Annotated in this window: 11 protein-coding genes; 2 read left to right on the plus strand and 9 right to left on the minus strand. The window is 52.0% G+C overall.

Going from position 1 to position 13,372, the window contains the following annotated elements; all coding sequences use genetic code 11:
* Positions 1–45 precede the first annotated feature (45 nt).
* The 9 genes from BM412_RS18405 to BM412_RS18445 all read right to left on the minus strand — a co-directional run bounded on the left by BM412_RS18405 (position 46) and on the right by BM412_RS18445 (position 11,837).
* On the minus strand, positions 46–1,098 hold the full coding sequence (locus BM412_RS18405) for a Gfo/Idh/MocA family protein (RefSeq protein WP_091221508.1): 1,053 nt from the start codon (positions 1,096–1,098) through the stop codon (positions 46–48).
* A 26-nt stretch (positions 1,099–1,124) separates the two neighbouring features.
* Positions 1,125–1,853, minus strand: coding sequence for a ThuA domain-containing protein (locus tag BM412_RS18410; protein WP_091221511.1), 729 nt, complete (start codon positions 1,851–1,853; stop codon positions 1,125–1,127).
* Between the two features lie 105 nt (positions 1,854–1,958).
* On the minus strand, positions 1,959–3,587 hold the full coding sequence (locus BM412_RS18415; RefSeq protein WP_091221513.1) for an ABC transporter substrate-binding protein: 1,629 nt from the start codon (positions 3,585–3,587) through the stop codon (positions 1,959–1,961).
* 66 nt (positions 3,588–3,653) lie between these two features.
* Positions 3,654–4,538, minus strand: coding sequence for a carbohydrate ABC transporter permease (locus tag BM412_RS18420; RefSeq protein WP_091221516.1), 885 nt, complete (start codon positions 4,536–4,538; stop codon positions 3,654–3,656).
* Between the two features lie 13 nt (positions 4,539–4,551).
* The gene (locus BM412_RS18425) at positions 4,552–5,511 is read right to left on the minus strand and encodes an ABC transporter permease (protein WP_091222918.1); all 960 of its coding nucleotides are present in this window, start codon (positions 5,509–5,511) and stop codon (positions 4,552–4,554) included.
* 728 nt (positions 5,512–6,239) lie between these two features.
* Complete coding sequence (locus tag BM412_RS18430; protein ID WP_256256434.1) at positions 6,240–7,925, minus strand: helix-turn-helix domain-containing protein; 1,686 nt, start codon at positions 7,923–7,925, stop codon at positions 6,240–6,242.
* An 8-nt stretch (positions 7,926–7,933) separates the two neighbouring features.
* A complete protein-coding gene (locus BM412_RS18435; RefSeq protein ID WP_091221518.1) occupies positions 7,934–9,676 on the minus strand; it encodes a sensor histidine kinase in 1,743 nt (580 codons plus the stop codon).
* Positions 9,677–9,810: 134 nt separating this feature from the next.
* Positions 9,811–10,122 carry a hypothetical protein gene (locus BM412_RS31890; protein WP_218163161.1) on the minus strand — a complete coding sequence of 104 codons (312 nt, stop codon included), beginning with the start codon at positions 10,120–10,122 and terminating at the stop codon, positions 9,811–9,813.
* Positions 10,056–11,837, minus strand: a complete 1,782-nt coding sequence (locus tag BM412_RS18445) for a hypothetical protein (protein WP_091221524.1) — start codon at positions 11,835–11,837, stop codon at positions 10,056–10,058. Before BM412_RS18445 ends, BM412_RS31890 begins: the two co-directional genes overlap by 67 nt.
* A 200-nt stretch (positions 11,838–12,037) precedes the next feature.
* On the opposite strand from BM412_RS18445, the gene BM412_RS18450 reads away from it, so the two are divergent.
* Together BM412_RS18450 and BM412_RS18455 are read left to right on the plus strand one after the other, a co-directional pair.
* Positions 12,038–12,508 carry a heme-degrading domain-containing protein gene (locus BM412_RS18450; protein WP_091221527.1) on the plus strand — a complete coding sequence of 157 codons (471 nt, stop codon included), beginning with the start codon at positions 12,038–12,040 and terminating at the stop codon, positions 12,506–12,508.
* Between the two features lie 25 nt (positions 12,509–12,533).
* The gene (locus tag BM412_RS18455) at positions 12,534–13,094 is read left to right on the plus strand and encodes a GNAT family N-acetyltransferase (protein ID WP_177245912.1); all 561 of its coding nucleotides are present in this window, start codon (positions 12,534–12,536) and stop codon (positions 13,092–13,094) included.
* Positions 13,095–13,372: the final 278 nt, after the last annotated feature.

Genomic DNA, 13,372 nt, shown 5'->3' on the forward strand with positions numbered 1-13,372 from the left:
AGCCGCGGCATTTGCGGCTCTTGTCTATTATCCAAAGAGTTGTGTTTACAACCGCACAACCGTCTTCGTCTCACTTGCACGAATGATCGCATCCAGTACCTGTTGATTGCGGTAACCGTCCATGAAGCCCGGCAGACCGTTCGGTTCCTTGCCTTCCAGCATCGCAAGGAAATCGGAATATTGGGAGACCTTGTACGAGCTCGGCACATCGAGTGTCGACCTGGACAGCTGGCCCGGCTCCTCCTCGCGGATCCAGATCAGCTTATCCGGATTTTCCGTGGAAGCGTGAATCGTTCCGAAGTCGCCATAGATGGATACTTCGTGTTGGTTGCCCGAGCCGATCGCATTACGGGACGTTTGGAAGACGCCCATCACGTCACCTGTCATCCGCGCTTGGAAGCTGGCAAAGTCATCGACTTCAATCGGAACCATCTGCCCCGTTGCCGAATCGGGACGTTCTGTAATAATCGTCTTCAGCTGTGCCGACAGCTCCTCGAACTCGCCGAACAGGAACCGCGCCAAGTCGATCATATGCGAACCGAGATCGCCAAGCGTTCCGGTACCGGTAATGTTCTTATCGAACCTCCACACATAAGGAACCTTATACTGCGCCGCCCCCCAGCCCTGCAAATATTGCACGGAGAAGCTGCGAATCGTCCCCAGCTTGCCCTGCAGCACAAGCTCACGAGCATATCGGAAAGCAGGCGTATAGCGGTACGTAAACCCGATCATTGCCGCTACCGGCTGCTGCTTATACAGCTCAAGCAGCGGCCCCGCTTCCTCGAACACGCGCGTGAACGGCTTCTCCGCCAAGAACGGCTTGCCCGCCTTCAAACACGCTTCGATTATGGCCGCGTGCACATGATTCGGCGTTGCCGATACGACCGCATCTACATCGGAATCCTCAATCAACGCTTTGAAATCAGCATACCTTTTGCTCTCATCAAGGCCGAGCTGGCTGCCAACTCGCGCCAATGCCTCCGTGCTGACGTCACTCACGGCTACGACCTCGAAACGCTCGCTTTCGTCAGCCATCCAGCGGATATGCGCGTTAGCCATACCGCCAAGCCCGATCAAACCGATACGAAACTTACTCATTGCTGCTCCCCCTCTTAACGTACAAATTACGCTTTAACCGAAATTGGCTCCAGCGGTGCCGAATGACCATATACAGGAGCAGTTGTCCCGCTCGGAGCCGCCCAGTGCACGCCATTCGTGATGACGCGAAGAATTTCTTCGTTGTAGTAGGTAGGATAGGTTTCGTGACCCGGCCGGAAGTAGAAGATTTTGCCCTGTCCGCGACTGTAGGTTACGCCGCTTCGGAACACCTCTCCCCCTTCAAACCAAGAGACGAATACAAGCTGATCCGGTGCCGGAATATGGAAATGCTCGCCGTACATTTCTTCCTTCTCCAGCTCGATATATTCTCCGATGCCCGCCGCAATCGGATGTGCGGGATCGATGACCCAGATACGCTCTTTGTCATCGGCTTCGCGCCACTTCAATTGCCCTGTCGGGGTGCCAAGGAGCTTGCTGAAGATCTTGGAAGCATGGCCGGAATGCAATACAAGGAGCCCCATTCCACTCAATACCCGGTTGTATACCCGCTCCACAATCGCATCATCCACTTGATCGTGAGCCAGATGTCCCCACCAAATAAGAACGTCGGTATTCGCCAGCGTTTCCTCGGACAAGCCGTGCTCCGGCTCGGCGAGTGTCGCCGTCTTCACTGTGATCTGCTCGCTGGATAAGCCTTCGACGAGCGCGCCGTGAATCCCTTTCGGATAAATAGCCGCTACGGCAGGGTTGTTGATTTCATGCAAATATTCATTCCAAACGGTTACTTTGATCATCGTTGAACACCATCCTGTTAGTTGTACCGGCCATAAGATCGAATACTGCCGGTTTGATAAATGAAGGGGTATAATCGCTTGGATTATACCCCTTGGCTGTAACCCTTACTTTCCGTTTGCCGCACGCCATTCGTCCAGCTGTTTTTGCGCTTCGGCAATGATTTTGTCAATGCCTGCACCTTGAAGCTTCTGAATCAGCTTCGGAATTTCTACCTCCGGATCAAGCTGGCCGGATTGCAGCCCCGGATCGAAGGTGCTTTGTACTTTGCTAACGGCAATCAGCTCGTTCTTCACAGGCTCGGAGTTAAATACGAAGCCTAAGATTGGCGAAGGATTGCTCGATACTTTCGCGTTAAACTCTTCATAGTTTTTATACTTATTCGGATCTTCGCCTACACGGGTGTAGTTCAGCATTTGATTCCCGATTTGCCACATGTTGTCGTGATAGAAACCGACTGTATCCTGAGTCTTGCCATCCGGCAGCGCAACTTGACCGTCTTTCAGCACGTAGTGGGTGCCTTCGACGCCGAAGTTGAACAAGCTCAGCAGCTTCTGATCTTTGTAGAACAGGTTAAGCAGCATCATCGCACGGGCAGGGTCCTTCGAGGTTTGCGAAATCCCTTGCATCGTAGCAGCCAGCTTCGTCGTTTGGAGTCTGTCGATATTAAGCGGCACTTGAATGATGTCGCTGCCTACGCTGCTTGTTTTGCTCGGCATCAGCTGCGGCAAACCGATTTCGGTGCCTGCCAGGATATCCAAGTCGCTGCCGATGGACGCGAATGCCGTCTTGGCTTGGAACTTCTTCCAGATATCGACGCCTGGCGTTGTTGCATCCTTATTGATGTAACCCGCTTTGAACCATTCACGCGTCAGCTTGGCAAGCTCCATATAACGAGGTGTCGCATAGGTATTCACGACTTTGTACGTGTTGTTCGGATCTGTATCTCTCAGATCAAGCCCAATCGGGCCAACGATATTCGCTGTGCTGCCAGAACCATAGTAAGCGCCGAGCGGGAACGAAGGTCCAACGGCAGGCGTTACGCCGGGCTCATTTTCCTTGATCGTTTTCAAGATGGGGCCAAGGTCTTTGAACTCGCCGGATTTTAGCGCGCTCAGATCCAGGTTGTACTTGTCTACGAGTGCTTTGCTGATCGCTACGCCTTGCGGATTGCCCAGCTCTTGATGCACGTGAACGCCGTAGATTTTGCCATTACGCAATGCGCCATCATGGAACTTGCCTTCGATTGCCTCAATATCCGGCGCATTCTGAGCGAGTAACTCGTCTAGCGGAAGCAATCCGCCTTTGTTCACCTGTGCATCGAAATTCATCCAGTTTGCCGTCCAGATCAAGTCGAACTTCTGCCCGGAAGACATCATCAGGTTCGTCTTGTCGGCATAGGCGCTCCAGTCGATCGGGTTCAGTTTCACCGTCATATTCATATCCGGATAGGTTTGTTTCAAGTAATCGTTCATCGCGGTTTGCACGACGCCAAGGTCATTTTGCTTGCCATCGGGATAAACCATGACAACCTCGTACGGCTCCAGCGCTTTCGGAGCTTCGGTCGTATTAGCGGTGCCCGTGTTGGTGTTCGTGCTGCTCTCTTGAGCCTGATTCGCCGGCTTCTCGTTGTTAGCTGCATTGTTGTTGTTGCCGCTGGAGCAGCCTGCCGCTACGAGTGAGAGTGAAAGGAGCAGCGATGACAGAACGAAGGAACCTTTTGATACCTGTTTCATTTTCTGTAACCTCCCATAATGAATGCTCTGTATGATGTCTATATACTAAATCGGCTGTTGCCGAATTCAGCCTTTCACAGCGCCTACCGTTAGGCCTTTCACAAAATATTTCTGCAAGAACGGGAACACCATCGCAACCGGAAGCACCGCGATAATGGCCATCGCCATCTGCAGCTCTTCGAGCGGAAGAATTTGCGTGGACGACGCGTCAATATGCGCTTTGCTCGCAATGGCCTGCAGATATTGGGCATTCATGAGCGTGTTGTAGAGGAAATATTGCAGGTTGTACAGCCTGTCATTGTTGATAAACACCAAGCTCGTGAACCAGTCATTCCAGTACGTCACGATGACGAACAGTCCAATCGTCGCAAGCACCGGAAGCGACAGCGGCAAAATAATGCTGAAGTACGTCCGATATTCGCTCGCCCCGTCAATTTGTGCCGAATCCACTAAGGACGGGGGGATGCTGGTCGTGAAATACGTCCTCATAATGAACACGTTGAATCCGCCCAGTAAGCCGGGGATAATGAGAGCCGGAAGCGTGTCTTGCAAGTGCAAAAACTTCGTGTACACAAGGTACCATGGGAGCAAGCCCCCGCCGAATAGCATCGTGAACAGTACGTAGAAGCTGAGCAGGTTACGGAACGGAAAATCATTCCGCGACAAGGTGTATGCTAACGCCGATGTTACAAACAAACTCACGACCGTACCGACCACGGTGACGAATATCGAAACGCCGTATGCGCGAAGGATCGGTTCCGCATCATGCATGAGGAAGCGGTAAGCGGCCAGATCGAAATCTTGTGGCCAGAAGCTGTATCCGTATTTAACCAGTGCATTTTGACCCGTAAGCGACACCATGAGGATGAGCCAGAACGGAAGCAAGCTCGCCAGACTGACGATGATAAAGAATACAATGATGATCGGGTTCATCCGATTGCTGTTGTTCATGCTCTCCCACCTTTTAAAATAAAGCTTTATCGCTGCTGACTCGTTTCACAACCATGTTGACCGATACGACCAAAATAAATCCGATAACCGACTGAAGCAGCCCGGCCGATGAGGCCAAATCGGTATCTCCGGAGACAAGCAGCGCGTTGTACACGTAGGTATCGATGACTTCCGTGACTTCCTTCAGCATGCCCGAATTCATTGTTACCTGATAGAACAAGCCGAAGTCCGCATTGAAGATTTTGCCGATCGACAGCAGCGTGAGGATGATCATGATCGGGATCAGGAACGGAACGGTTATCTTCGTCATTTGTTTCCACTTCCCGGCTCCGTCAATCATCGCCGCCTCGTAATATTCCTTATCGATGCCGACGATCGTCGCCAAGTAGATAATCGAACCGAAGCCGACCGACTTCCAGCTGTTCACGATGATCAGAATATATGGCCAGTACGTCGGTGACATGTACCATGAGACTGCCTCGTGCCCTGATGGCTCCAGAATCGCTTTGTTGATGAACCCCAGATCCGGGTTGAGGAAACCGAACACGAGATAGGCCACCACCACCATCGATATAAAATGCGGCAGGAGCATCGAGCTTTGGAAAAACTTCGACAGCACCTTGCTTCTCACCTCATTGAGTAGCAGTGCGAGCAGCACGGAGAGTGCCGTATTAATGACGATAAAAGCGATATTGTACAGCACCGTGTTCGCGATGATGCGCCAAATATCATTGGTGGCGAACAGAAACTTGAAGTTATCGAAGCCAACCCAGTCGCTGCCCCATATGCCCTTGGAGAAGTTCAAGCTCTTGAATGCGAGGAATATGCCGAACATCGGCATGTAATTATTAATCAGCAGCAGCAAAATGCCGGGTAAAGCCAATAGCCAAAGCGCGTGATATTTCAGCAGCGCCCGCAGCGGATTGCCCGCTCTGCCTTTCCCTTTCTCTCTTGCCGTCGCCGCCGTTGTCATCGGCCGATCTGCGCCCATGCTGTTCACCATCCTGTTGCTTGTTGATGTGATCATCATACCGAGAATCGGACCGCGCCCCTACCGTTTTTGTCACCCTCGCCTAGTCGATTTGTGACATCTTCACGTGGACATGCGAAAAAACCGGCTAATGCCGTTTGGCTTACTCGGAAGTTACTGTTCTAGCTACCATGTAGATCTCTGGATGCGCTTCTTGCTCGAAAATTGCTGTTTATGCTACTAAGTAGATCTCTGGGTGTGCTTTTTTGTGCTGGATTTGCAGCTTTGGCCAACCATGTAGATCTCCTAGTGTGCTTCTTGCTCGAAAATTGCTGCTATAGCTACCATGTGGATCTCTAGGTGTGCATCAATGTGTTGCTCTGGGAGCCACTCTTGCGCTAATTTCCCCGGTATCCCACCAATGTGTTGCTCTGGGAGCTACTCTTGCGCTAATTTCCCCGGTATCCCATCAATGTGTTGCCATTGGAGCTACTCTTGCGCTAATTTCCCCGGTATCCCACCAATGTGTTGCTCTGGGAGCTACTCTTGCGCTAATTTCCCCGGTATCCCACCAATGTGTTGCTCTGGGAGCTACTCTCGCGCGTAACCATCTGAGTAAATTCTGATTTCATCGCTGCATTGCCGATGCAAACAGCGGCAGCTGACTGCAGCGCAAAAAAACATGGCCGCCATCGGCCATGTCCCTTTCACTCCTTATTGCATCCGCTCATCTACGACTGCTTCCGGTATTCCTGCGGGTTTACGCCGGTAAGCTTCTTGAACGTCCTCGTAAAATGCGAGAAGTTCGAATAGCCAACCTGCTGGGCGATTGCACTGACGGTCATGTCCGTTGTATCGAGCAGATGCTTCGCGCGGTTTACCTTCGTTTCGATGAGATAATCGATCAAGTTCCGATCCGTCTCCTTCTTGAAGAGTCGTGAGAGATAGGCCGGATTAAGATTCACGTAAGCAGCCACATCCTCGCGGGAGATATCCTCCTCAACGTTCTCGCGCATGAAGTAAATCGCTTTTTGCACGAAACCATCCGCTTCTTTATCGCGAAACACGGTATCCATCACCGCCGATACCAAATGGACGGCCCAGTACCTGAACTGGGCGAGCGTGCGGATCTGCGCCGTCGACCACATCGTGAAATTCGGGATCTGGCTGACGGCAATGCCGCGGCCGTATAGGAAATGATAAATAACCTGCAGAAACTCGTGCAAATACGCCTCAAGCTGCTTAGGCGTACTATTCGGATTTTGCTCCAGCTTCGCCACATGCTGCCCGATTAATGCGATTACTTTATCGCGGTTGCCGCTCGAGATCGCACTCATCCACTCGGAAATATTAATGCTAACCGGCTCATTCGAAGGAGCTGACGCAGCCACCACTCCCGCAACAGCAGCCTTATTAAAGAGCAGCACCGAATGCGGCTTTGTCACATTATTTCGCTCCATGTCCTTCAGACCATCGCACAATCCCGGCAGTTCCTGAAGCGGCGCACGATATCCGATGTAGCAGGAGATCTGACAGTAGAAGTAGGACAGACATGCCGCTTTAAACCGCTCCGCTGCTTGGACCCACCAATCCGAGCTATCGCCTTCGCGTTCACCATTGCTGGTACCAACCCTATTACCATCACCAGCGCCAGTGCCATTGCTTTCACTTTCACCTTCGCCACCGTACACCAACACGAACAGGAATCCGTTCCTGTCCATAACCGCGTGCCCGCGCCGACCTGCCAGCAGCATTTCCTCCGCCGCTTTCTTCACCGCGTACTCCAGAATTTCCTGATCCCGCTCCGGCAGCACCTTCGTCCACTCTTCCGGACTGATCAGAATGGGCAGCACATAATCGCCGGAGGACAGCGCTACTTGAGCGTCCTGCAGCGCCCGATCCAGGAAATCCCCGAAAGACAAAATCCGGCGAGACAACATGTCCTGCCAGAAATGCTCGACCAGCAGCGGCTGCTGTTTGTTATATAACGCGTAATATTTCTGATACTTCTCGTTATAATCCGACTGCTCTCTTCGTTCGCGGATAGATTCGATCATACGCCCGACAACCTGCGCCAGTTCCTCGCTATCCACCGGTTTCAGCAAATAGTCGAAGCTCCCAAGATGCACCGCCTGCTTCGCATACGTAAATTCGCTATGGCAGGTCAGAAACACAAATTCCGTCAGCGGGTACTGCTCCTTCACCCAGCGGACCAGCGAAAGTCCATCCTCATCAGGCATCTCGATATCGCAGATTAGAATATCGATCGGATTCTCCAGCATAACCGCTCTAGCCTCATCAGCGCTGCCGGCCGCATAAACCGCCTCAATGCCAAGCGCTTCCCAATCCTTGCAATTCATAATGCCTTCAATGGCGAACTTCTCATCATCGACAATCAGCATCGTACACCGTTTCACCGCAAACCTCACTCCTCCGCGTAGTCAATCGGCAGCAGGAGACGAATCCTTACGCCATTTCGTTCATTCGGATAAAATCCCAACTCGGCCTTGCTTCCATATTGCATCGTTAATCGCTTCTTCACGTTCCATATTCCGATATGATTGTCTTCCGAATCCGGGGCGTATCCGTCATCGTTCAGTTCGGCTAACTTCTCGGCCGTCATGCCTTTGCCGTTATCTTCAATTGCAATCTCCATCATCTCTTGCTCGCCTTGTACGCGCCTTGCCGACAACTGCAGGATGAACGGCGCGTTCTTCACGCTCATGCCGTGAATCATCGCATTCTCTACGAACGGCTGCACGATCAGGGAAGGCAGTTTAGCGCGCAATAAGTCATCCGGCACATGAATCTCGAAGTTAAAGGAATCCTGGAATCGCATTTTCTGAATCTCCAAGTAGTTGCGAATATGCTCCAGCTCCTGTTCGAGCATGATCGCATCCCGCTTCGTTCGCAAGCTAAACCGGAAATACTGAACCATGTGACGAACGGTTTTCTTCACCAGCTCATTCCGCTTCAAATCGGCCAATTGGAAAATAATATTCATCGTGTTCAGGAAGAAATGCGGATTAATCTGCGTCTGCAAATGCTTCAGTTCGGCTTGCTGCGCGCGCAGATTTTCCTCGTACACGTCGATTTTCAAATGGGTGATCTCTTCGACCATGTTGTTGAACGTATGGTTAATGATCGCAAACTCCGCAATTTGCGAATTCGGCAGCCGCGTGCTCATATCGCCTTCTTTGATTCTCCGAATGGCGCCAAGCAGATGACGAATGGGATTGAACAGAATGTTCCGGAAAATAAATAAGTAGAGCACCAATATCGCGAATACGAGCAGCGGCAGAAAGTTAATGACGGCTTGAAACCTGCTCAGACCGCTGAGCAGCTCCGAGTTTGGAACCACGACTGCATAGCTGATGCCTGCAGTCCCCGAATGCTTGTTCACCGCGAGCAGCTTGGACGCTCCATCCTCCACGGTGAAAGAACCGGTCGCCTTGATATTGTCCGGAGGCAGCTTCGTAATCGTAGAAAGCGGTGCGGAAGGGTTCGATAGTACGCTGCCGTCATCGCCTACGATTAAGACGCCTGCGCCGCCTTTTACATCCAAGTTGCCCAGCGGCGTCTTCAAGCTGTTGATGTTGATAATGGCGCCGATGTAGGCATTGTTCGTTAAGTCATCGCTGACCAGCCGATACAAGAAATATTGGTCTTTAATTCGAATAACCGACCACTTGTACAAATACTGCTTGAGCATATCCGGACGCTGGAACGAGCTGTCGATCCATGCCCTGACCGGTTCATAATAGCCCGAAGCCGCGCCGACCAGGTTCGTGGAATAAAGAGCGGCATTCGGCATCGAATAAACGAAGAACATATCGACCGTATGGTAGTACGATTGATAGGTCGTATTGCGGTGAATCAATTCCATCTGCGCAAAATAATAATCCGAATCGGTTAATCCCGGCTGGCCGAATCGCTGGAACTCATCGCTGTTATTCACGATATCCACCATATTCGTCGTGATATCCTCCAAGCTTCTGTCGATCATATTCAAGTTGGAGTTCACCAGATTCTGATAGGAATTCGCCACCTGGGTGAGCACGACGCTCTTCGCGTAGCTCCCTACGAGGAACAAGATGATTAACAGCGGAATCGTAATCGCACAGAATAACAAAATAAATCGGGAACCGAGCGTGTTCCATTTATTCATTCCGATGAGTCCTCCTATCCGCAATCACTAGGCAGTCTTCCCTTAATTACTCTAGGAATGATCATAGCGGCATGCTCCGAATCACGCAAGACAAATAGAAGCCCACAGTTCAGAGCGCAACTGTGGGCTTCATCTTAACCTTCCGTTATCGCCAGCAAGTTGACCGCGATCGCATCCGGCATAATCGCCATCCCCCCATACAAGCCGGTGACCGAATTATGCGTATCCGCGAAGCAATCATCGAGCAAGCCGTGATCATAATACACCTTCGTATGCTGCAAATTATGCGGCATCCACGTGGCATCCCGGTGATCGATCATCCAGCGCATCGCCGCATTCGTGATCCCCTCCCGATAACGCGTCCAGTCGATGGCCGGATCTATGACGGCCCAATCGATGCCGAGTCTATAGGATTCCGCGAACGTTTCCAGCACTTCCCACTGCACATGATCGCGCACCCAATTGGCAAAATACCAATCGCTTGAGCAGAAACACGGCTTCGTGTTGTACAGCATGGGTTTATCCGCGGGCTGCCATAGGTGGGTGAAAGGGAGCACCGACCGAATCCAGTACACCGCCTTATCCTATAGACTTGTTCGCCTGTTGCCAGATGAGCGAGCCAATTCGCGATAGCAGCATGGCCTGCCGCGAACAGGTTCGGACTATGCAGCGGCGTCTCCCAGAAGTCGCCGCCCTCCGGCCTTGTCATCGGCAAGCAATAGTCGATGGCGCGCAAGGCGCCTTCCTTCAAGCGCTCATCGCCGGTTGCCTGCCACAGCCGGAGCAGTTCGATCGCCGGCACGACGCATAGATCAAGCGCCGTATCCCCGGCAAGACCCATCGGTTCAAGGAAAGCTCTCGCCACGACAAAGTCATCCTTCATGTAATGCCGCCCATCCGGATCAAACGGGAATGCACCGTCCTCCCTTTGATGCGATAGCAGCTCCAATCCCTTTTGCAGTAAGCGATCCTCGGCAGTGGATTCGCCTATCCCTGTATCACTCGCCGCACTCATCGCATTGCATTGCTCGACTTTCTCCTGCAGCGATGCAGCTATCGCCGTCCCTTTGCGGCGTTCTATGTAGGCTTCTGCGAAACGCGGCACGCGGTGCGAATACCCTTTCTCAAACTGCGGTGTCCCGAAGCCTTGTCCCTGCTGCCAATATCGCTCATCGTAAGCTTGTGCGATGCGATCAAGCGTGTCCTCATAAGACCACCTTGGTGTTGCCGGCACGGGAAGCCCTGCGGAGCGGGTGATCCAATCCGTTACCGCATCCAGCGATCGACCCGGAATGACAACCAGCTCAGCGTTCCAAGCAACAACCTGCTTCGGATGGAGTTCCAATGGTTCTGCCGCATAGATTTGATTCTCGGCATGCTCGATTTGCGCATCCGGTACCATCAGTCCGAGCAGATGATGATTCCTTCTGTCTATAAAGTTCGGAGAAGCGAATACAGGCTGCTGCACATGAACGCGATAGTTGAACCAACGAGTTGCATGCAGCGCCGGGTCCCAAGACAAGCCGACCGCCGTACCTTCATGACTGACCGCCATCACCGGGAAAGCTACCTTATTCGGATGAGGCGCGACTCTAAGTGCCCACGGGTCCTTGAACCAATTCGTCCCGCTCGACCACTCCTCGCCTTCCAGCCATTCCACGCCGGGGAAGATGGCATCCGTCTTCTTCGCCCCGAACGAATCGGCACCGACTTTGACCCACGGCCCTCTGACATAACGCACAAACAGGTTATAATGCGAGACAAACGAATAGGCCAGCTTCAATACAGGCTGATCGCGCACTAACGTCAGCTTTACTTCGCCATCCATCAAGGCCGCATCGAAAGGATACTGAATCCATGTATCGAACGAAGTGCCTTTCAGCTTCTGCTGCACGACCAATGCCTTCACTTTGAACGTCAGCGATTCTCCTTCATCCGACTGCGTCCGCTCGTACGACTCCGATTCCATTCGAATCGGAATCTCCTGATCTCGCAGGAGCACCTCGCCGAAATGCTCCAGCACCCCCATAAACCGCTCATCTGCCGAAAAAACTTCCGCCCATCCCCATCCGGTCAATCTCTTATGCACGTCAATCCGCATATGCTCGTTAGCTAATCGTATCGATTCTCCGCCGTAGCTGCCCTGGGTAAATTCCGGCACTTCCGATCACTCCTTCAATGTGAGGAAATCAGGTCGTCCTCTATTCCATCCTATTCGTGCGCCGGAATTGCATTCCTGCCTAAGCTATTGTCCGAATAGACCAACCCTTAGCGGTTACAAACAATAGCCCCGGTTTGACGAAGCCTAGGTTAAAGCATAGTATAAGAGGTGAAAAAATCACCCGATAGGAAGTGCTATATATGAGTGAGTATCAAGCTTTGCTAGAGCAACTGCAGCAACAGGAGAACGAGCTTCAATTCTCCGCGTTTACGAACGAAACCGCTTTTCAAATCGGTACGAAGCTAATTGAGAGAGCACAACAAGAGGACAAAGCGATCGCGGTCACGATTGTCAGAAACGGCGAGCTATTATTCCATAGCAAAATGAACGGAACAAATGCAAACAACGATCAGTGGATTCAGCGTAAGCGCAATGTTGTTCACCATTTCGGTCACAGCTCCTACTTCATGCATGTCGAGTTCAAAGCAAACGGCAACTCCATTGAAGCGTCTCACCTTGATCCGAAAGATTATGCGGCAGAAGGCGGATCCTTCCCGCTTATCATCAAGAATGTCGGCGTAGTAGGGACGATTACAGCCTCCGGACTGCCCGGCGAGCTGGATCATCAGATTATCGTGGATGTATTGGGAGAGTTTCTCCTGGGAAAATAATCGCGTCACAAGGAGTGTTATCGCAGTGATTACGCGTATTGCAGCAAGAGACGACGCCCCGGAGGTCATTCCTCTTCTACTGGAAGCGATCGGATCGATTGCTTATCTGCTTACGGGAGCATCGGATGAAATCGAAGCAGCAGAACTGCTGACTACCTTCTACAAGCAGCCGGGCAATCGGGTCAGCTTCGACAATGTGATCGTCGCCGAACAGGAAGGCCGGATTGCCGGCATGGTCGTAGCCTATTCCGGTAATGATGCAGGGCAGCTGGACGAGCCTTTCCTCGCCAAGCTTCATGGCAGACCCGGCAAAGAAAACAGCGTTATTGTCCGTGAGGCAAGAGATGGCGAGTTCTATCTGGACGCGTTGGCCGTGGATGAGCACTATCGCGGACAAGGCATCGCCAAGCTGCTGATGGCGGCCGCCGAGCAGCGCGCGGCACAGCTCGGTTTCGAGCGTGCGGCATTAATCGTCGAAACGTATAACGAGCGGGCTTACCGGCTTTATCTCGCAAGCGGCTACGAGGAAGACGACATGCTGCGCATCGGCGACAGCGACTACCGCCGCATGGTCAAGCGAGTTTAAGTAAAAGGACGGTCTCAAAAGTGTGCATGGCCACTTTTGAGACCGTCCTTTTTGCGGGACAAGAAGGATAACGTCGATCAATGCCACTGTTGCCGGGTAGGTTCGCACCAAATGGCCAGGTAATTGCTGAAATGTTGCACAAATTGCAGCAAAACGGCCAACTATGCGCCTTACTCCGCCGAATGTTGCCTAGGAAGCAGCATTTGCATAGGAATGAGCCTCATAAATCCACTTATTGGCTGAAATGTTGCATAATCAGCAACACTTCAACCTCCTAC

Source organism: Paenibacillus sp. BC26 (assembly GCF_900116125.1).
Taxonomy (GTDB): domain Bacteria; phylum Bacillota; class Bacilli; order Paenibacillales; family Paenibacillaceae; genus Paenibacillus_Z; species Paenibacillus_Z lignilyticus.